A 20,864-nucleotide genomic window follows, 5' to 3' on the forward strand; every position below is an offset into this window, starting at 1 on the left:
AGGGGGTGAAATTATTTTGTGATAATTATGGACAAAGCTTCAGGACGAGTTTTATAATTTAACCTGGAAAAAGTGGGGAATAAATCTGATACCGGGGTGGGGAATAAAGCTGATACTTGACAAATATCCCCCAAGAAAACAAATCAACTGCCTGAAGAGGAAGATCTTCATGGGAAAGGTGGTGGTCTATATCCAGCGGTATTCGTGGTTCTATTTTGCCGCTTAATTGCCGGATTAAGTAGTCATCAAACTCCTTTATTTCCTTCTTGCTTTTGCTCCTGTCGATAACAAGGCTGACTCTTGTTGAGGCGTCTGTAAAAGGAATGACGTCCAGAACTTTTCGAGCGATAAAATTGTAAACTCTGTCTTTATTCTGTGACAGGTAATCATATACACGCCTTTTATTTAGTGTGAGGGCGTAAAGTTCGAGGGGAACAGATTCAACATGCCTATAAAAATATCTCTTAACCTCTATAGATTGTTTTGAACCTTTTAATTCAGTCCCTTCACTTTTAGGTAGTTTATTGTGTAGTGTTCTCCTTACAGCCTTGGCTATCTTTTTTCTATTTTCCATACCCTGCACCAGCATTACAGTAATAGTAAAATACTTCGATGGTTTTTTGGCAAAAAAATCAAACCCCAAATCGCCGCTTTCATCAAGGTAAAGATAAAGCATTTATCTCCTATGTCCTGCTTGCATGTGTTTCCAGAAACTGTTGCGGTGTTAATATCTTGATACCCATATATTCCTTTATGGCAAGGACTTCTCTGTCGCCTGTTATAACAACGTCTGCCCCTAATGCCGCAGCGCATTCGATGAACTTATCATCATCGGGATCATTCTTGACAATCTTTATCCTTGGTGTTTTTGTGGTAAACAGGATATTAAGACCTTTTGAGAAAAGGGACAATAGTTCTTCAAGTTCAGCTTCGTCCCTCATGCCGATTCTGCCGAGGACATCTATATATTCATCAAGAATAGCGTTAGACAGGCAAAGTGTTATTTTTTCTTTTTTCCACAGGTCTATGATCTTCTTCGGGTTGCCGCCGAAAAAAGATGAGACGAAGACATTTGTATCAATAACTAACTTCATCCCTGTTTTTTCCGCGACGCCTTTATTGCCTTCTCTATCGCTGCAGGTGTTGTGCCTTTTGATTTCAATTTCTTCCCGATTCTGTTCCAGAGGTCATCAACGTATACGCCGATATCACGTTCTTTAATGCGTTCTTCTATCAGTTCCCTGACCATTTCGCTTGTTGTTTTGCCTTCAAGTCGTGCGAGTTTGTTAAGCCTGTTCTTAATCTCATCATCTATCCTTATAATCATCTGCGTTGTCATGTTTTTACCTCCGTAATATATTTGTATATATTGTATATCACATATATACTGTAGTCAACTACCCCCTGCGCATTCTTTGCCTTCAAATCCCCGCTTTCATCAAGGTACAGATATAGCATTTATCTCCTATTGTTTATCAGGACATTTCTCATAAATTTCTCTTAGGAACTCATAACCTCTTTGACCGTAGATATTGCATATCCTTCGGGCATTTTCTGTGTTGTTTGACATACACAGGAATTCCACTATTGAGCGGATATGTTTCTTGTCGTAGTCGGGGGTAAACTTTTCAAGCATCTTTAAAAAGATTTCGCCAATGTATTTAGCTGTTTCTTTGCTATCGCCTTTATCTTTGAGTTCATCTAAATATTCAATAAAGAAAGGTGAATTAAAATCTTCATGAACATAGGGTGCTGATAACTTTAACCATTCAAAGTTTTCCTTATCAATTCGGGGGAGTATTGTTGCCAATTTTGCTGCATTTGATAGGATTTTCTTATCTTCTTCCTTTAAAGACTCTTTTCCCTTATATTTTTCATATAGCCATCTCCAGAACTCGATAATCCCTTTTCTGATATCTTCATCTGTCTCAGTTTGTTCTCCAAGATATCCTCTCTGTATCCAGAAGAAATCGATAATATCCTCAATCTGGTCATATTTAAACTTATCTAGTATTTGTTTAAACAAGCTCTCTTTCTCAGAAATTGACTCATGTTTTCTCAAATAGCCCAAAGCGATATGCTGAACTAAATGTTCATTGTCTCTCTTCTCTTTAAAATCATAATCAACGCTATACTGATAATGTGGTCTCATCAAATCATAGAGGTCATCATAGACTCTTCCAATAGAAAGGTAGCCATCTATAAAAGCTTCCCAGTATTTAGTGCCTTTTTCATTTTCAAGGGATTTAATCTTCTCTTTGACCCATTCCTTGTCTAAATAATAAAAGTTAGGCATATAGCGTCCAAGGTTTGTAAATCCTTCAATAATTTTATTCTTCAATATTTTCTCGTACTTTTCTTTAAACTTAGATGACCATTTTATATCACTCTTAATCCCCTTTTTATCATTGACACGGGCTATTCTTAAAGAGAGCAGGATAAGAGCAGTTATTGCCTTGCCGAAAGCTGTATTTAATGTGTAAGTAACATAATCAGTTATTTCTTTATCTTCCTCAGCATTCAGATTATCCAATAGCAGAAAGACAATCTCCTTTGCTTTCTCAAAGTGTTGTTCAGGGAATGCCCACACATCATCTCTTGTTCCGTCCTGTATAAGTTCGGAAACTATTCCGGCGATCCATTGATGATTTGCTCCGCCTAACCATTCATTCTTTTCAACTATCAATTTATCTTCCCAGAATTCTTTTCTGTTTATATAAGGAATGATGAAATCGAATACCTTATTCCAATCTATAATTTTCTTTTCATTCCAGGCATCTTTTATCCCCTTCAACATTTCGTAAATATAAATAAAACCAGTATCTTTAAAAGGAGTGAAATCTTCTACAAACTTCTCGGGCATTTCTTTGGCAACTTCAGCCATAAGGTCAGAAAGCCCGCCGACAGTCGGTCCCCTCCACGAATCTTTTGTCCGGAATTCTGCAAGAAACTCTGCAAGCTTGTCGTTAGACATTTTTATTATTTCGTCTTTTGTGACTGGAGACGGCCCCGGGCCCCATCGAGTTTCAACTTTTCCTACAGCCGGGTGCAGCTCTGCATCTACATTCGTTATTTCTTTCATCTCATCATACAGATTTTTAAAATATTGGTCATGGGAAAGCGCCCTGTATATTTCCTGTTTAGACAGAGCAGTATATCTTTCAGTATCTTCCTTGAAATCGTATTTTTTCGAAGCCTTCATAATTTTTTCGTTAAGTATCTTTCTTCGCTTGTCTGTTAAGATTTGAAGATTTTCCAATAGGTGCTTTAATTCATCTCCAAAGTATAAAGTCTTTTCCATCAAGAGGTCGCCTTTTTCTGATTTTAATATTTCCCAGCATAATTCATTGTATTTGTCCATATTCTGGCCCATAACATAAATCGCCATCTTGGGAAAGTAGAGATATTTATCTTCAATAAATTGCTTCAATGTTATTCTGGCAGTAGTTACATCACTTTTGGCTTTCGCAAGTAAAACCCTCTTGAGAATAAAAGTAAGCATCTCCAGCGGTTCGGTGACATGGTGATCTCTTTCATCATAAAATGAATAGTAAGTTTCATCCTCTTCGCTTTTAAGAATGCTTTTTATTTTCTTTGTTAAATCTTCAACAACTTTAACCGTGCATTTTTCTCCTATTACATCCGAGTATTTCTTAAAAGCTTCTTTTAACCAGTGCGAGTCTATGACAAGTTTATTCTCTTCTTTTTTGCCGAGCAACTTTGCTCGTTCTTCACTTAATGGGATTGGTTTGAATGCTGTAACAAAATCAACGATCTTCTCTGCTTTCCTGATATCCTCTAGATTATTGGTGAGGAATTTAGGTAGTAATTTTGTCGCAACTTCTGCTCCCTGCAGCATAGTGTCAAACTTAGAATCAAGCCAGATGGGAATCAGGTTAATAATATCAATAGGTATTTTGTCATTTGGGATATTGCAAAGGATTTTCACGAAATAAAACCATGTGCGGTAGTTGTCTATATGTTGACCAGTAGAATCCCTATAATTTGATACTTCCTTGATTATTCCCAACAGTTCGTCAATGTATTTCTCGTTACCTGGCGCATTTGCTTGTTGAGAAACTTTTTCCAGATAAGATAGGACATTCCATTGAGGGATAGAATAATACCCTTTCTCCTTGGCTTCCTGTGGACATGTATCAGGATTAGGATTAAAATAGCCTCGTTTTTTTAGCTCATCAAACCATTCAAGTTCAGATCTTTTTTCAAAAAACTTATCCTCATTTACAGCTTTTTTTTGGATTCTATTTAGAAGTTCTAATTTTTTATTGCTCAGCATACTTTCCTATCTCTTCAATTTCTGAAATAATTTCATAAGGACTTGGGATGCTCTTATCCAATGCAGTTGCCAAGTTATCCAGAACAAAATGTATTTTCTCATAATTCTCCTCATCAATTATATACGGGATAGGTTCAACTCCAAACGATTTATAGTAGTCCATTTCAAGTTTGAATTTTGTTATTTCATGGGTAAAAATAGGGCTCAAAAGATAAGCTACACGTTCAATAGAAAAGCTTTTAATTTTATAAATTCTTTCAATTATATCCCACTCATTTAATCCATATCCCAAAAAAATGATGATACCCTTCATTGTTTCTACTCTCGAGAATAATTCATTCAAAGAAGAGTTCTTGTCACTATAATGAGATAAATATTTTTCAACCGGTAAGACACATTCCTGAATGTTCTCGACATTCCCATGTAGATAAATAATATTCCCGTCTTTAAATACGTTGTAATTCGCTTGTTTCATCCTTTCTTGGTCATCAGGTAGCGTGCAGTTGTAAATTTTCATATTTTTACCGACGTCCTGAATTGATGAAACGAAGTCCTTTAATCCGCGATCTATGTTAGTAGTCATATGTGCTGTCGCTTTGATTGAGAATATTTTTTTATAGATATTCTGAACTTTGCTAAAATCTTTTATTGCTACAGAATCTAGTATTACCTGTACGTATATATCTAACTTATTACTTTTGTTGCATTTCCTATGACAAATACTTATGACTTTCCGTGGATTCGTACTCGCATCTTTTAATAGAATATCCTCTTCAGCATAAGTCAAAATGTTTGATTCTCGAAGTTTTTTTACTAAGGCAATAGCCATTTCATCCCAAAGAAGACAACCATATAATTTAGAAACACCTGCTCCTATAAAAAAAATGATACTTTCATTTTTTGCTGCTTGATGTAAGTCAGGGAAATCATCTTTCTGGAATTGGAGCTTCCTGTTAATCTCATCTATAGACAGAGCACCCTTATGGTTCATCACTGAACTCTCCATAACTTCGCAATATTTTTCTCATAATTCAAAATTCCCATGACCCATTCGTGGTCTCATGTTGTTATAAACAACCATGTCAAAATTGAAAAGTTTCGTTATATCACTGAGCAGATGTTTAAAGCTATTGTTCATATATAAAATCATGTTATAGTCAGAAACAGGGCGCCATTTCTCTTTTCTTTTAATTGCAATTACCCCAGCGACCTTCTTTCGAAAATCACATTCGTTGAGTAAACCGTCATTCTTTCTGCTCCATGTTTGTTTTTCACTATCGATTATTTCGAACTCTGTTCCAAAAAGAGCATCACAGATATCTATATCTTCCTTGTTATCAGCTTCCATAACTGTGAGGTTGATATTGCTCTTGTCTGCTTCCCAATTAAATGCTCCCGCCGCATTAATAAGGCTCTGTTTTATCTGCTCTTTTGACAGTCCAGTTATTTCTAATATCTCTAAGTCGCCAGCATACCCAAGAGTCAATTCAGATAACGCTATCTTTCCTGGCGACCAAAACTCAATTTTAACTTTTTGATTTTTCTGACCTGTAAAAAGGAAACTTTTCCCTTCATCTGCAGACGCCGCTTTATCTTTCATGAAGTCAATAAGCTCAGGTAGATAGTCTTCTTTAAAGTCATCTGACAATATGCAACTGAAAAATCTTCCAACTTTAATTTCCTTTGCTTTCGCTTTAATTTGTTGTATTAATTTGTCTTGCCTGTTTTCTCTTTCCAACTTAGAGAGGTCTTTTATCTGTATCCAATAGGTAATATTTTCTATCTCAACTTTCAAATCCGGTGGCCGCCGTGCTTCGATACCAGGTTCATAGCTTATCGGAACTGAAGAGGGGTACTGAGAAACCAACATTACAGCAAAATTATGCTCTGCAATTGTAGCCCAAACACCCCTTCCACTATTGATTAACCGTTGATTGAGATTGTCAAGACCTCTCTTTTTAAGGAGAGTCATGTTATAGGCAAGTCTTTCTATATCTTCCTCTGAAGCTTCATATCTGGTACCGGAAAATATTTTTCTTGCAATGTTTATATAATCTTCCACTCGTACACCCCTTACCTTCTCAAGTCTGTTGTTAACTGAATCGAAGACCTGCCGAATAGAATTCGTTATGACATTTGTAGGATTTCATTACCTCCTCTCTAATACCATATCAGAGTTCCATCGCTTGCCCATGGGTATCTACTGCCTTTTAGAAATTAATTGTGTCAATTTCTGTAATGTCTTATTAATTTCTAGGATATTATCTGCAATTTCCACCAACGTAGGCTTACCAAGCCGGTGCAATCCATCGTATTGGTTCAGATTTATATCAAAGGTTTCTTCTAATAATTTACCTTCACTGTTTTTATACATTGCTCTAACCGTAAACTCCTTTGGATTAAACTCGTTCCACCTGCAAAGAAATGACGAAATGGCTTGCCCAGGTCTTAAATAATTTAGGCCATTAAGAGGTGTTCTCTTATTAAGCAACTCATTTCCGATAGATACATCTGGTGTAATTTTGAAGGCAAGGTTATAAGCAGGACCCAGCCCAACGTTTTGGACCCTAAGTTCCATGAAATTTATATGTGGCTCCAATGGCTCTATAGTTACAGAGACTAACGGTTCAGTTTGGGCTTTTCTTAATCTTCTAGTCTCATTTGCTAATTTTATTGTAAATATCACATAAGTAACAGTAGCAGTTGCAACCATAAAAGAAAATATAAGGCTCAAGAATCCTGAATTGGCATTAACCCAAACAATTATCTCCTTCATTAATTACCATCCACAATAGCGACATTGTCTAGGGTGAAGCTGTAGAGTTCATGTAACATTTTATTAGTCAGACTTCCCTCACACACTCCTTGCCTTTTCAAACCGATTTTTGACGAGTTCGCAGACGGCCCAGTAAACTTCGTTCCGCTCGTCTTCTGTCAGACCGAGAATATCAAAGACAATATCATCAAGCGCCTTGCGGTCAGGCAGAGGATTCGGCTTTTGCTCACGGATGGGACGGGCGGGATTAATACCGAGTTCCTCGTAAACATTACCAATTGTTCTTTTACCCATCTTCTCAAAGGATTTTATAAGCATTTGCTTCTTGTTAGAAGGAAAAGCTAAAGGGTCAAATACAAAAAGATTCTTGGCATCTTTTGCCTCGTATTTCAAAGCACCTTGCCCTAATCCTGCCCGCCCCATAAGTGAAATTAAAAACCATGATAATGTGCTATTAAGAATAGCTGCAAAATAGGCATAGTCATGATGCTTCGGGAAGATTCTATGTAAGCAACGGTCTGAACATAGCGGAACTGAAAGACTCTTTGCTTCTATGAGGGATATCTGAAGTTTGCCGTCATAATTAAAGACTGTATAGATGTCCTTGACCTTCTCCCTTTCCTCTTTTGCAAACTCGAACTCATCTATCTTTCTTTTGTAGGAGGCATCGAGGAGCTTGTCTTTCTGATAGCCGAGGGAGCGGAACAGCTCATAAACCTTTTCAGGCGAGTCGATTTTCGGGACAATTTTTTGAACGTATTCTTGTATGTCCATATATTTCACTCAAAAATATCTCCGAAAAAAAATCTTTCCAGTCGCATATATTTATATTTGTCTAATCCTGTATTCAAAATGTATTGATTTATAGACAGAATACTGATATTTAATTTTACCATACTATTAGACTGTTTATCCAAAAATTTTTTAAGATTTAAGGAAAATGAAATGAAAAATGGGATTTCTGTCCTGATTTTTATTGACATAAAGAATTATTTTCCTTAACCTTGATTGTTAAACTCCGCACCCCGCTCACGCGAGCTGCGGGGACTGCTGTAAGAGGAAAACTTTTATGCCATTCACCCCGCACTATATCAACAGTGCGGGGTTCATCCCCGCCTTAAAAGGAGGGGCATTCTGGCGTGGTGCGGGGTAAATGATTGCAGAGACTAAATTCAACTTCGAGATAATAAAAAAGGACACAACCAGCAACGCCCGTCTTGGGAGGATTGTAACACCTCACGGCGTAATTAACACCCCCGCCTTCATACCTGTGGGGACTCACGCTACTGTAAAGACTGTAACTCCTGAGGAACTATATGAGATTGGGGTAGAGATAATCCTCTGTAATACATATCATCTGTATCTGAGACCAGGGCATCAATTGATTGCAAGCCTTGGTGGACTACACCATTTTATGAACTGGAATTCTCCAATACTCACCGATAGTGGTGGCTTTCAGGTATTCAGCCTCGGAGAACTCAGAAAGATAAGCGAAGAAGGTGTTACCTTCCGTTCTCACATCGATGGTAGAACCCATCTTTTTACCCCTGAAAAATCTATCGAGATTCAGGAGGCACTCGGTGGTGATATTATAATGGCACTTGATGACTGCACACCCTATCCATCCACATACGAATACACCTTAAATTCTTTGCGGATTACAACAGAATGGTCAAAGAGATGCATAAAGGCAAAATTTCGAAATGACCAGTCACTCTTCGGTATAGTTCAGGGTGGAATGTTTCCCGAGCTCAGAAGACAGTCTGCCGAAGAGATCTCTTTGCTCGGGTTCGATGGCTATGCTATAGGCGGTGTGAGTGTTGGAGAGCCGAAGGAGAAAATGTTTGAGATTATCAATTTCACAGCACCTTTACTGATAGAAGATAAACCGCGGTATCTTATGGGCGTAGGCACACCAGAGGATATTGCGATAGCTGTATCAGCAGGGATTGACCTTTTTGACTGTGTCATGCCAACAAGAAACGCACGGAATGGAACACTATTTACATCAAATGGAAAGATAAGCATCCGAAATGAAAGATACGCATATGACTCAGAGCCTCTTGATCCAGCGTGTGGTTGTTATACATGCAGAAACTACTCAAAGGCGTATCTCAGACACATCTTCATGTCTGAGGAGATACTTGCACTCAGATTGAACACCATTCACAATTTGTGGTATTATATAAATATTTTAAGGGAGATAAGGAATGCAATCGTTGAAGGAAAGAGATGGTTGATTTATCAGTCGATTTAGTTTATATTAACCAATCAATCCCACAGGAGAATTATCTCCCTAATTAATGAAAGGAGGATGTATATATGTTTGCCGATATAGTCTATGCAGCTGGAAGTGGTGGCCAGGAAGCAGGAGGTGCGGCTGGATTCTTTGTCCAGATGTTTCCTCTTATACTGATATTTGTGATATTCTATTTTCTTCTGATTCGACCCCAGCAGAAAAAACAGAGACGACATGCGGAAATGCTCGGTAACCTCAAGAAAGGCGATAAGGTCGTTACAAGTGGGGGCATATACGGAACCATCGAGTATCTTTCACAATCAACAGTTACACTGAAAATAGCAGATAATGTAAAGGTAAAGATGAGCAGAAATGCAATCGCAGGATTAAGGGCTGAAAGTGAGGAGGACTGAATATAAATGAAGAAAGGCCTGCGCTGGAGGTTTTCACTCATCGGTGCAGTAGTCATTTTCGCAATAATATTTTTCCTGCCATCAACGCCTGTATTCAAGGCGATGCCTGAATGGTGGGGGAAAAACCTCCCGAATCGTGGAATAACACTTGGACTCGACCTTCAGGGAGGTATGCATCTTGTCTTTGAGGTAGATGGAGAAAAGGCTGTCGACTCCGCTGTTGAAAGGACTGCAAGTGGTATCCGTCAACTCCTTACCGAAAAGAAGATACGATTTACAGCAATTAAAAGGTCAGGATTTACCGGTATTGAAATAACACATCCCTCTGAATCATCAACACAGATAAAGAAGGTGGTAGAGAATAATTATCCATCACTCCGAATAAAAGATGCGGGGAAAAGTAGACTCAATCTGATCCTTGCAGACAAAGAATCAGAAAAAATAAAAGAGACCGCAACAGAACAGGCACTCGAGACCATAAGAAACCGTATTGATCAGTTTGGTGTTGCCGAACCTGTAATACACAGACAGGAAACAAATCAGATAGTTGTGCAGTTGCCAGGTATAAAGGACCCCCAACGTGCAATTGACCTTATAGGAAAGACTGCACTGCTTGAGTTCAAACTTCTTGATGAAGAAAGCCCTGTGGCAGCACAGTTACCGGCAAGTATACCATCAGGTGGGGAAGAAAAACTTCTATCAGAATTTAAAGACAGAATACCGGAGGGAGATGAGATACTATTTGAAAGGGTCGTAGATAAAGAGACAGGGAGGGTGTCTAAAAGGCCATATCTTGCAAAGAAAAGGGCTGTCCTCACAGGAGATGTGCTTACAGAAGCAAGGGTAAATATAGATACACGATATAATGAGCCCTATGTTTCAGTATCTTTTGATAGCGAAGGGGCAAAGATATTTGAGAGGGTTACAGGTGAAAATGTGAAAAAGAGGATGGCAATCATACTTGATAATAACATTTACTCAGCACCTGTAATCCAGGAGAGAATTGCAGGAGGACATGCCCAGATAACAGGTAGATTTACTGAAAATGAAGCAAAGGATCTCGCAATCGTGCTGAGGGCTGGTGCACTCCCTGCCCCTATAAATATGCTTCAGAATGTGACTGTTGGACCATCACTCGGCCAGGATTCTATAGACGCAGGTGTTAAGGCAGGGATGATCGGGGCAATAGCGGTTATTCTATTCATGGTGATATACTACAGGCTTTCAGGGGTAATAGCAGATTTTGCAGTCTTTTTAAATGTGATAATCCTCCTTGGTGCTTTAGCATGGTTTAATGCAACACTCACCTTACCTGGTATAGCTGGCATAATACTCACCATAGGGATGTCTGTAGATGCCAATGTCCTTATATTTGAAAGGATTCGTGAAGAACTCAGGTTGGGAAAGACCGTGAGGGCGGCAATAGATGCAGGATACAAAAAGGCATTTCTCACAATCGTTGACTCTCATGTGACAACACTTATCACAGCAGCGGTGCTCTTTCAGTTCGGCACAGGACCGATAAAGGGTTTTGCTGTAACCCTGAGCCTCGGTGTAATGATAAATCTCTTTACATCTATGATGGGTACAAGGGTTGTGTTTGATTTGATTACAAGTAAAAGGGCGTTGAAGAGATTGAGTATCTGAGGGTAAAATTAGTGTTTGAAATAATCAAAACTCCAAAGATAGATTTCATAGGCAAGAGAAACATCGCTTTTATGGCATCTGGTATATTTATAGCAATTGGTATAGTTGCACTTATACAGATAGCAAGGGGGGCAATAAATCTCGGCATAGACTTTTCAGGTGGCACCTCTGTCCATCTCAAGTTTGAAAAACCTATCCCCATGGATCATGCAAGAAAGATACTCGAGCAGAGTGGTCTCAAAGATGTAGATTTGCAGGACTTCCCAGCAGAAAATAAACTGCTGATCAGGATAAAAAAGTCAGACATAGAGACTGGCAAGGTTTCAGAGAATATTGTTAGAATATTTTCAGAGGGCTTTTCAGGAACAAAGTTCGTAGTTGATAGCACTACAGAGATAGGTCCAAAGATAGGTAAAAGCCTTCAGAAGGATGCCCTCATCGCAGTGGCAATCGCAACTGCAGGTATACTTATTTATATCGCCTGGAGATTTCGGTTCAAATTCGGTGTCGCAGCAACAATCGCAACATTCCATGATGTCCTTTTCGTCTTGGGGGTATTTTACATCATGAATAAGGAGATAAATCTTTTACTTATCACTGCACTCCTGACAATTGCAGGTTACTCCCTTACAGATACCGTTGTTGTATTCGACCGTATAAGAGAAAATATGAAACTGAGATATAAAGAACCGATACCTCTTGTTATAAACTCGAGCATAAATGAGGTGCTGAGCAGAACTATCATTACAGCAGGAACAACCTTTCTCGCCGCTACCGCACTTTTCTTTTTCGGTGGAGAGGTCATACACGACTTCGCATTTGCCATCCTTATAGGTATTGCTATCGGAACATACTCATCCATATTTATCGCCAGCCCCATCCTTGTCGTCTGGAAAGGAAGGTTGAGAAAATAAGCAAAGTTCGAGATGAAAAGACGATGGGTTATACCAAGGGTAAACACAGGACTACAATCGAGGCTCTCACAGGAAGCAAGACTCTCTCCTGTCCTTGCTCAGGTGTTAATAAACAGGGGGATTGAGACTCCCCGTGCAGTAGCCGAATTCTTGAATCCATATATTGAAAACCTGCATGATCCATTTCTGCTACCTGATATGTATACTGCTACTAAAAGGATAGTAACCGCCATTAAACGAAATGAAAAAATCGTTGTATATGGAGACTATGATGTTGATGGTATTACCGGAACAGCCATTCTTATTCACATGCTCAAAGACTCAGCATTTCGGCTCGGCTCAATGGCGGATTGTTCATATTACATCCCTCATCGACTGAAGGAAGGATACGGACTTAACACCGATGTGATAAAGAGGATTAAATCAGAAGGCGTAAGTCTTATTATAACAGTAGATTGCGGAACAACAGCGATAGATGAGGTATCACTTGCAAATACTCTCGGCATAGATGTAATCATCACTGACCATCATCATGTAACAGATGTCCTTCCACCTGCAGCAGCGGTAGTAAATCCAAACAGGAAAGACTCTATTTATTCCTTTAAGGAACTTGCCGGTGCAGGAATAGTATTCAAACTTACCCAGGCTCTGAGTTCTGAGTTCGGAGTTCGGAGTTGGGAGGAATATTTAGACCTTGCAGCCATAGGAACAATAGCAGACGTAGTGCCGCTTATAGGTGAAAACAGGATAATTGCCTCTGAAGGGCTGAATCTTCTTACCGAGAGCAAAAGGGCTGGTATTGTAGCCATAAAACGGATTTCTGGGATCGAGGGGAAGACCATTACATCAGGAATGGTAGGCTTTATCATCGCACCGAGGATAAATGCTGCTGGAAGACTTGGTGATGCAACCTCAGCACTCAAACTCCTTCTGACAGAAGATATGGATGAAGCGGAGGAATTAGCCAAATTTTTAGATGCAAGGAATAAAGAACGCCAGCAGATAGAGAATGAGATATTCGAAAAGGCTAAGGCAATGATAACAGACGGTGAAAAGTGGACGGTGGACGGTGAACGGTATGCAATAGTCCTCTCCTCTCCTTCATGGCATTCAGGTGTCATTGGAATCGTAGCATCAAGGCTTGTTGAAAAATTCTATCGTCCAGCATTCCTTTTTGTCACGCAGGAGGGAATATGCAAAGGCTCTGCACGGAGTATTCCACCTTTTCATATATGCGAGGGATTAAAACAGATTGAGGGAGGGATAGAGATAAAGTTTGGAGGACACAGTCAAGCTGCTGGTATAAAGGTAAAAGAAGAAGACTTTATTTCTTTTGGCAAATGGATTAATAGAATTGTCAGGGAATCACTCTCAGAAGAAGACCTTATACCCAAACTCAAAATTGATGCGAGAGTTAAACTCAGAGAGATAAATTTCACCCTTATAGATGAGTTGAATTCCTTCAGCCCATTTGGCTATGGAAACCCTGAGCCGCTACTCGGTGCAAAGGGACTTGAGGTATTATATCCAAAGATTGTAGGAAACAATCATTTAAAGATGAAACTAAGACAGGATGGAACGGTATTCGATGCCATAGGGTTTGATATGAGAGATGCACTATCAAATGATAGTCTGGGGTCTGGAGTCTGGAGTCTGGAGTCTGCTATTGGGCATCTCTCAAAGATAGACGCAGCCTTTACACCACAGGTGAATGACTGGGAAGGTGGAAAACAGATACAGATTAATATAAAGGCAATAAGGCTATCACAGAATACAGATTAATGTTATAATTGTAATATGATACTCCCTGAAGACATAGTCCAGAAGATCCTATCTTATAACCCCGATGCAAATGTTGAACTTTTTCACAGGGCATACAACTATTCTGCAAAGGTTCATATTGGACAGGTAAGACTTTCGGGAGAACCCTACCTCATGCATCCGCTCGAGGTCGCAGGCATACTTGCTGACCTCAAACTTGATGTTGTAACAATCGTAGCAGGTCTTCTTCACGACACACTGGAAGATACACCCACCACAATTGATGAGATAAGAGAATTGTTCGGAGAGGATGTCGCCTTTCTCGTGGATGGAATAACAAAGATAGCCCAGATAGAATTTAAAACGAAAGTAGAACAGCAGGCAGAAAACTTCAGAAAGATGCTCCTTGCAATGGCAAGGGATATAAGGATTATACTGATAAAACTCGCCGATAGACTTCACAACATGCGCACACTGAAATACCTTTCACCTGCAAAACAGAAGGCAATTGCTCAAGAAACACTGGATATATATGCACCTCTTTCAAACCGATTTGGTATAGGATGGATGAAGATAGAGCTCGAGGATTTGTCATTACAATATCTTGAACATGAGATATACAATGACCTTGTCAGTAAAGTGGCAAAAAGACAGGAAGAAAGAGAAGGTTATGTCAGAGAGTTGATAAATATTGTAAAGGAGAATCTTGCAAAGAATAACCTCAACGGAGAGGTTACAGGTAGACCTAAGCACTACTATAGTATTTACAGAAAAATGAGTGAGCAGGGTATCTCATTCAATGAGGTATTCGATATAACAGGACTCAGGATAATCACCGAGACAAAGGCAGATTGTTATGCAATACTCGGGATGATACATTCGCTGTGGATACCTGTGCCAGGAAGATTTAAAGACTACATAGGTGTACCCAAGTCAAACAGGTATCAATCACTGCATACAACTGTGATAGGACCGAGGGGCGAGAGAGTAGAATTTCAGATAAGGACAAAAGAGATGCACAGGATTGCAGAAGAAGGAATAGCAGCCCACTGGAGTTATAAGGAGAAGCTAACAATAAATGAGAAGGATAAGGAACGGTTTGCATGGTTAAGGCAACTCGTTGACCTCCAGACCGAGCTCACAGATGCAAGGGATTTTCTTGAAACAATAAAGGTTGATCTCTTCCCAGATGTTGTATATGTATTCACACCAAAAGGCGATATAAAAGAGCTTCCGAGGGGCTCAACCCCTGTTGATTTTGCCTATAGCATCCATACGGAGGTGGGACACCGCTGTGTAGGAGCAAAAGTCAGTGGGAGGATCGTACCACTGAGACACCAGTTAAGGAATGGTGATACTGTTGAGATACAGACACAGAGTGGACATATGCCGAGCAGAGACTGGCTAAAGTTCGTAAATACACCAAGAGCAAGAGCAAGGATTAAACAATGGATTAAGGCAGAGGAGAGAAAAAGAAGCATAGAGCTCGGAAGGGAAATACTTGAAAGAGAGCTCAAGAAACATGATCTTAACCCTGTAGAAGCGCTCAAATCAAAAGAACTCATTGAGGTAGTCAAGGTATTTGGTATATCGGATTTAGAAGGACTCTTCGTTGCAATAGGATATGGAAGGCTTTCAGGTCATCAAGTAGTAAACAGACTTATCCCTGAAAAGATTGTAGAAGAAATTCCACCAAAAAGATTTAAAAAGCCCGTGCGCACACCCAAAGGTATCAGTGTACATGGTGCAGGAGATATTATGGTTCATCTTTCAAGATGTTGCAATCCCCTACCTGGAGACAGAATAATTGGCTTTGTGACAAGGGGAAGAGGAATTACTATACATACGGATGACTGCCAGAATCTAAGGGCACTTGCTCTGGATAAGGACCGTCTTATTGATGTTAAGTGGGAAAAGGGCAAAGAAATAACACACCCCGTGAGAATCTCTGTCTATACAATTGATAAACCGGGACTTCTTGCAAATGTCTCATCTGCTGTCACATCTGCAGAGGCAAACATCAGCCATGCCTCAGCAAGCACAACGCCTGATAAGAAGGCATACCTTAATTTCACGGTGGAGGTAAGAGATCTTAGCCACCTTCAGAACATCATGAAAAAGGTTAGCCAGGTAGAAGGAGTAATCAGTGTAAGGAGAGTAAAGGCAGCATAAGGCACATCTCCTGGTCCAGCATCATTTCTTTGTAAGTTCTTCGGTCTTTTGTCCAGCATCATTCCTTTGTAAGTTCTTCGGTCTTTTCTTCTTCTTCATCCTCTTCTTCGTCATATTTAAGCATCGCAGAAAACCTATCAAGAAGTCTTTTCATTTCCTCCCTGAAATGTTTTCTGATACCTTTTAGATCTGTGATATCCTCATGTATCTTTATCGCCTTTGTTTGTGCCCGTTCAAGCATCTTTTCTGCCTTCATCTCTGCATCTTTTATAAGGATTTCTGCCTCTTTCTTAGCACTTTCTCTGAACTCCTGAACCATCTGCTGGGTTGTCACTAATGTCTTTTTCAGTGATTCCTCGCTCTCTTTGTATTCCTCAAGCCTCTGCTTAAGCCTCTCAACCTCCTCTCTGAGAGTGTTATTTTCTCTGATGAGATATTCAAACTCTTCTCTTACCGTCTCAAGAAACGAATCTACTTCCTCAACATCAAAACCCCTGAATTTCAATGGAAATTGCTTCTGCTGAATATCTAATGGTGTTATCTTCATTCTTCACCTCCCACTCATATAACCTAATTCCATTAACGATGAAATAAGAAAATACTTCAAAAACAGGATTATCAAAATAACAATTATCGGAGATATATCAATACCTATTCCACCAAACGGAATAATCCTCCTGACCCTTCTCAATACAGGTTCTGTTATACCATAAAGAAATCTCACAATTGGATTGTATGGGTCAGGATTGACCCATGAGATAAGTGCGGCAATGATTATTATCCACATATAGATACTCAAGACAATATCCAGTATCTTTGCCACAGCTACAATCAGATTAGATAATATAAACATCGTACCCCTCCTTATCCCTTATTCTTTCATTTTTCCAAGTTCTCTGGACCTTTTCGTTGCAGCTTCTATGGCACTAATTACTATCTCTTTAAATCCCTCGTCCTCAAAAACCTTCAATCCCGCTACTGTCGTTCCACCCGGAGATGTTACCATCTCTCTCAATTTGGATGGACTCATACCTGTATCAAGCAATCTTGCAGTACCAAGTGCTGTTTGCACAGCAAGGGCAAGGGCATCATCTCTTGTGAGTCCCATTTTTACACCACCCTCAACCATAGCCTCAATAAAAAGTGAAATAAATGCAGGACCACTTCCTGAAAGGGCAGTTACAGCATCCAGATATTTTTCAGGCATCACAAGAACCCTTCCTACCGACATAAAAATTTCTCTTACTATCGCTACCCTTTCTGAAAAACATTCACACAAGGACATAACTGACATCCCTTCTTGAACTATGGCAGGTGTATTTGGCATAACCCTAATGAGTCTTTTTGTTTTAAGCCTCGAAGAAATGTATGAAAAGGTAATACCTGCAGCTATTGATACAACTGTCTTTTCCTCCGTAACATCATCTGCTATTTCATCAAGAACTGTCTCCATATTCTGGGGCTTTACGGCAATGATTATTATATTGCAGGACGATGCCACATCCTTATTAGAAGGTGTTGTTTTTATCCCATAGGTCTGTTCAAGGTATTTTCTCCTTTCTTCCCTCGGCTCTGACACAAATATATCTTCACTTGCACCTAACACCTTGCCCCTTATCCCTTTTATTAGCGCCTCCGCCATATTCCCACCACCTATGAAACCTATCATAGTGCCTCCACCACTTCCTTTTTAAATATGGTGCTTTTATGTATAATTACTTCCATTGGAAAGTCTATTTTAAAATATTTTTGCCTATTTTTAAATTTTTGAATCCTTTTTCTTTTTTCATTTGACATCCTACAAATTATTTTGTATAGTGTTATTGAGCGGTAAGACCGCTGTGGGTTGTCTATAGTGTCTCTTCCGGAGGTTAACCACAGCCATAGCGTAACAAGCCCACAGGGCACGCTCTTTAAATGCATTAAAGATTTTTGCTCATCTACCAATCGTGGTAGAAGGAGCTCGGGGGCCGCCTGAACAGGCGGTCGCTGTTTTTTAGATTCTGTTTTCATATTTCCTTCTCAAATCTCTTTGTTTCCATAACTCCACATAAAATGCGGTAACCCAGTAGAAGACATTCTTCTTTCTTTGCAAAATAATAGCATAATTATAGCCTTCAAGCCATATATACGTTCTCAAGCCTTTATCCGCTGTTCCTTCTCTATACTGCCAGACTTTTATTTCGGCTCTTTCAGAACTCTCCATCAAAGGCTTTGCCCAAGGAAGCCGCTTAGCTCTTGGATAATCAATAATCCGTTCACCAGTATTATTATCGAACTGGCTCACTACATGCCAAAACCCTTCTTCTTTACCCAATCCGTCGGCTTTAACCGTGCCGTCATAGATTACCTTAATACCACGATGGTATGTCTGTGATTCTTTAAAATCTCGTATGAAAACAGCATACAAGCGTGAGAGAACGGTGTCCCAATTACCATCGAGATTAAGCATTGGTGGCAGAAATGATGGCACATCACTCATTAATAGACCTCCGATGGGGTAAAAATAAACAGGTTGAACTTATCAACCCAAGGAGGACTTGTACGGTTCAAACTTTGACCGACACTATTCATTATGATTTGTACTACACTCTTCTTCGCTATATTGACCGAGAAATTACGATTGTAATAGCTTATTGCTCCAATAAATAAATCTGCCAACTGAAGTATCTCGGATTCATGGGAATGGATATTCTGAATATTGCTAATCATCTGTCGAGTAAAATCATAAACATTATTGCACAAAATATCTTTCAGATTAGCTAGTTTCTGTGCACTTCGCGTATCTTTGATGTCCAGATATATATTATATCGGCGCTCTGGTTTTAAAATATTGCGCAGCATATAAAAATACATTTTGTAATAGAATGAATCATGACTTCCCTGATTGAAATAATCATGATTTAACTTTGATTTATCATCTACCACAAGACATCTGAAGTTTAAAGATGGTGTTTTGAAAAAGTAATCAACAATTTCAAGAAAGAAATCCTGTCGAGATTTGGAGACTCTTACCCATTTAAGTTCTCCACAGGCTTTGTGCCTGTTCTTAATTTCACGTATCTGATCTGAAATTCTTTTTACATCTTCTTTCGGACACCACATTCCACCTATTACCATAATCGGCTGTTTATCATGTTCAAGATGACAGCTTTCATCACAATAAATATTGTATACACTCATGAATTCATTCTCCCTTTCGAGGTTCTTTTTACACACTCCCTGTCTTCTCAAGCCTCTGCCTGATAAGCAGATCCCTCATTTCACTCCGAACCCTCGCCCTGAGCCTGTCGAAGGGGCCTAACTCCGAACTATTCCCTTTATCAGAGCCTCTGCCATATTGCCACCGCCTATAAAACCGATCATGATGCCTCTTTCTTCAATAATTTATGAGTACCTTTCTATCATTTTTTCAACCTCTTTTTTGGCTTGCTCAATTAAATTCCTGCTTTCTGTGCGAAGATGATTTGACATTTCCACAAGTTTTGCAATTTCTTTCTGTATTGCTGACTCTGGAAGATAGACAAGAACCTGTTTCAAGTCTTCAAGAGATATGGCAGGTATAGCAGCTCCAGTTAGTTCTCTTTTAACCTGCTCTAAAAAGAAAGGAGATTTAAGGTAAAAGAGGAGATAAAGAGGCTCTGTGTCTTCTTTCGGCTGTAATGGAACCAAACCATTTGTGCAGATGAAACCATCTTCCTTTGCTGTCACAAAACATGAGGCATGCCTCTTTGTGCCAGTAGAATTTCCAGAAGTAGCAGTTAGGATATAACCTTCTCTGATTTCATAAGTAGCCCTGCTTGGAGCTTGATATGCGGGCATCTCTGTATAAGATACAATCTGGCTTGATTCAGGGTCTACATCGGCAATGGCAACATATTTGATTGTCTTATCAGGTGTCTTTCTGAAATCAGCCCTTTTAGTAATGACTTTAACAGCTTCGGATAAGGATTTTGCATCCTTTAAAAGAAGGACTTCTTTTATCTTCTCATATCTCGGCTTGAAATATTCGGGGTCAAAACGTCTTTCAAGGTGAGAAAAACTTGCCTCAAATGCCTTATCATGATTTAATTCGAGTTCCCTCCAACCAAGCTCCTTCTCTAATATCTCCTCTGCCTCCTGAAGTTTCCTTTGTGCCTCTTTCCGCTTCTCATGAGCAGTTCTTACAAGGGACTCTATATGGGATTGGAAGGAGGAAGAGGTGAGGGGAATCTTAATTGATTTAATCATCGGTATATTGAGATTAGGTTGTGCAGCACCTCTTGATAATCTTTCTGTCTGTATCCTCCCGAATTTTGATTTTAAAAATGCGTATAAATATTCAGGGGATATCCTTTTGTTATCAACCCTCAGTAATATCGTATAAGAACCAAAAGTTGCACCAACGAATTCAGTTGTTATCAACCCAACGTCGCCAACACCAGCTCCACTCCTAACAATCAAAACATCCCCTTCTTTAAGAAGATAATTTTTAACTTCATCACTTACACTTTCTGCAAGGTTTAATATCTCGTCCTCTATCCCGTATTCCTTCAGGTTTAAAGCCCTTAAAAAGGGGATTCCTTTTGCTTGATAGTTCGGCTCTGCATAAATACCGTATTTTATCTGCTTTAACACATCTCCAAGTGTGGTTGCTGAACTTGAC

Annotated in this window: 23 protein-coding genes; 6 read left to right on the forward strand and 17 right to left on the reverse strand. The window is 39.4% G+C overall.

Features of this window, described 5'->3' with window-relative positions; all coding sequences use genetic code 11:
* Positions 1 to 58: 58 nt before the first annotated feature.
* The 9 genes from AB1488_06270 to AB1488_06310 form a co-directional block, all read right to left on the reverse strand.
* Positions 59 to 676 (reverse strand): DUF3800 domain-containing protein, encoded by a 618-nt coding sequence (locus AB1488_06270; protein MEW6409701.1) that lies wholly within the window; start codon positions 674 to 676, stop codon positions 59 to 61.
* A 7-nt stretch (positions 677 to 683) separates the two neighbouring features.
* The gene (locus AB1488_06275) at positions 684 to 1,094 is read right to left on the reverse strand and encodes a putative toxin-antitoxin system toxin component, PIN family (GenBank protein ID MEW6409702.1); all 411 of its coding nucleotides are present in this window, start codon (positions 1,092 to 1,094) and stop codon (positions 684 to 686) included.
* The gene (locus tag AB1488_06280) at positions 1,091 to 1,339 is read right to left on the reverse strand and encodes a ribbon-helix-helix protein, CopG family (protein ID MEW6409703.1); all 249 of its coding nucleotides are present in this window, start codon (positions 1,337 to 1,339) and stop codon (positions 1,091 to 1,093) included. Before AB1488_06280 ends, AB1488_06275 begins: the two co-directional genes overlap by 4 nt.
* Positions 1,336 to 1,458, reverse strand: coding sequence for a hypothetical protein (locus AB1488_06285; protein MEW6409704.1), 123 nt, complete (start codon positions 1,456 to 1,458; stop codon positions 1,336 to 1,338). The genes AB1488_06280 and AB1488_06285 overlap by 4 nt, the downstream gene beginning before the upstream one ends.
* A 7-nt stretch (positions 1,459 to 1,465) precedes the next feature.
* Positions 1,466 to 4,297 (reverse strand): hypothetical protein, encoded by a 2,832-nt coding sequence (locus AB1488_06290; GenBank protein MEW6409705.1) that lies wholly within the window; start codon positions 4,295 to 4,297, stop codon positions 1,466 to 1,468.
* Positions 4,284 to 5,303 (reverse strand): SIR2 family protein, encoded by a 1,020-nt coding sequence (locus tag AB1488_06295; GenBank protein ID MEW6409706.1) that lies wholly within the window; start codon positions 5,301 to 5,303, stop codon positions 4,284 to 4,286. Before AB1488_06295 ends, AB1488_06290 begins: the two co-directional genes overlap by 14 nt.
* An 18-nt stretch (positions 5,304 to 5,321) precedes the next feature.
* On the reverse strand, positions 5,322 to 6,359 hold the full coding sequence (locus AB1488_06300) for a hypothetical protein (protein MEW6409707.1): 1,038 nt from the start codon (positions 6,357 to 6,359) through the stop codon (positions 5,322 to 5,324).
* Positions 6,360 to 6,497: 138 nt separating this feature from the next.
* Entirely contained in the window at positions 6,498 to 7,073 is a 576-nt protein-coding gene (locus AB1488_06305) for a hypothetical protein (GenBank protein MEW6409708.1), read from the reverse strand.
* A 78-nt stretch (positions 7,074 to 7,151) separates the two neighbouring features.
* Entirely contained in the window at positions 7,152 to 7,847 is a 696-nt protein-coding gene (locus AB1488_06310) for a hypothetical protein (protein ID MEW6409709.1), read from the reverse strand.
* 379 nt (positions 7,848 to 8,226) lie between these two features.
* Between AB1488_06310 and tgt the strand changes: the two genes are divergently transcribed.
* The 6 genes from tgt (at position 8,227) to AB1488_06340 (ending at position 16,219) form a co-directional block, all read left to right on the forward strand.
* Positions 8,227 to 9,330 (forward strand): tRNA guanosine(34) transglycosylase Tgt, encoded by a 1,104-nt coding sequence (gene tgt / locus AB1488_06315; GenBank protein ID MEW6409710.1) that lies wholly within the window; start codon positions 8,227 to 8,229, stop codon positions 9,328 to 9,330.
* A 65-nt stretch (positions 9,331 to 9,395) separates the two neighbouring features.
* Positions 9,396 to 9,725, forward strand: a complete 330-nt coding sequence (yajC, locus tag AB1488_06320; GenBank protein MEW6409711.1) for a preprotein translocase subunit YajC — start codon at positions 9,396 to 9,398, stop codon at positions 9,723 to 9,725.
* A gap of 6 nt (positions 9,726 to 9,731) precedes the next feature.
* The gene (gene secD, locus AB1488_06325) at positions 9,732 to 11,372 is read left to right on the forward strand and encodes a protein translocase subunit SecD (GenBank protein ID MEW6409712.1); all 1,641 of its coding nucleotides are present in this window, start codon (positions 9,732 to 9,734) and stop codon (positions 11,370 to 11,372) included.
* 11 nt (positions 11,373 to 11,383) lie between these two features.
* Positions 11,384 to 12,286: a protein translocase subunit SecF gene (gene secF, locus AB1488_06330; GenBank protein MEW6409713.1), complete on the forward strand. Its 903-nt coding sequence runs from the start codon at positions 11,384 to 11,386 to the stop codon at positions 12,284 to 12,286.
* A 12-nt stretch (positions 12,287 to 12,298) separates the two neighbouring features.
* Complete coding sequence (recJ, locus tag AB1488_06335) at positions 12,299 to 14,068, forward strand: single-stranded-DNA-specific exonuclease RecJ (protein MEW6409714.1); 1,770 nt, start codon at positions 12,299 to 12,301, stop codon at positions 14,066 to 14,068.
* Between the two features lie 15 nt (positions 14,069 to 14,083).
* A complete protein-coding gene (locus AB1488_06340) occupies positions 14,084 to 16,219 on the forward strand; it encodes a bifunctional (p)ppGpp synthetase/guanosine-3',5'-bis(diphosphate) 3'-pyrophosphohydrolase (protein MEW6409715.1) in 2,136 nt (711 codons plus the stop codon).
* Between the two features lie 58 nt (positions 16,220 to 16,277).
* Here AB1488_06340 and AB1488_06345 read toward each other — a convergent pair whose 3' ends face one another.
* From AB1488_06345 to AB1488_06380, 8 genes are all read right to left on the reverse strand, one after another.
* Positions 16,278 to 16,766 carry a DivIVA domain-containing protein gene (locus tag AB1488_06345; GenBank protein ID MEW6409716.1) on the reverse strand — a complete coding sequence of 163 codons (489 nt, stop codon included), beginning with the start codon at positions 16,764 to 16,766 and terminating at the stop codon, positions 16,278 to 16,280.
* A gap of 3 nt (positions 16,767 to 16,769) precedes the next feature.
* Positions 16,770 to 17,072 (reverse strand): YggT family protein, encoded by a 303-nt coding sequence (locus AB1488_06350; GenBank protein ID MEW6409717.1) that lies wholly within the window; start codon positions 17,070 to 17,072, stop codon positions 16,770 to 16,772.
* Positions 17,073 to 17,090: 18 nt separating this feature from the next.
* Complete coding sequence (gene proC, locus AB1488_06355; GenBank protein MEW6409718.1) at positions 17,091 to 17,888, reverse strand: pyrroline-5-carboxylate reductase; 798 nt, start codon at positions 17,886 to 17,888, stop codon at positions 17,091 to 17,093.
* On the reverse strand, positions 17,885 to 18,232 hold the full coding sequence (locus AB1488_06360; protein ID MEW6409719.1) for a hypothetical protein: 348 nt from the start codon (positions 18,230 to 18,232) through the stop codon (positions 17,885 to 17,887). Before AB1488_06360 ends, proC begins: the two co-directional genes overlap by 4 nt.
* Positions 18,216 to 18,701, reverse strand: a complete 486-nt coding sequence (locus tag AB1488_06365; GenBank protein MEW6409720.1) for a hypothetical protein — start codon at positions 18,699 to 18,701, stop codon at positions 18,216 to 18,218. The genes AB1488_06360 and AB1488_06365 overlap by 17 nt, the downstream gene beginning before the upstream one ends.
* A complete protein-coding gene (locus tag AB1488_06370; GenBank protein ID MEW6409721.1) occupies positions 18,701 to 19,438 on the reverse strand; it encodes a DUF3800 domain-containing protein in 738 nt (245 codons plus the stop codon). The genes AB1488_06365 and AB1488_06370 overlap by 1 nt, the downstream gene beginning before the upstream one ends.
* Before the next feature lie 81 nt (positions 19,439 to 19,519).
* Complete coding sequence (locus AB1488_06375) at positions 19,520 to 19,585, reverse strand: NAD(P)-binding domain-containing protein (GenBank protein MEW6409722.1); 66 nt, start codon at positions 19,583 to 19,585, stop codon at positions 19,520 to 19,522.
* Between the two features lie 21 nt (positions 19,586 to 19,606).
* The coding region (locus AB1488_06380) for a restriction endonuclease subunit S (GenBank protein MEW6409723.1) at positions 19,607 to 20,864 on the reverse strand (1,258 nt) is incomplete at its 5' end.

This window comes from Nitrospirota bacterium (assembly GCA_040756155.1).
Lineage (GTDB): Bacteria > Nitrospirota > Thermodesulfovibrionia > JACRGW01 > JBFLZU01 > JBFLZU01.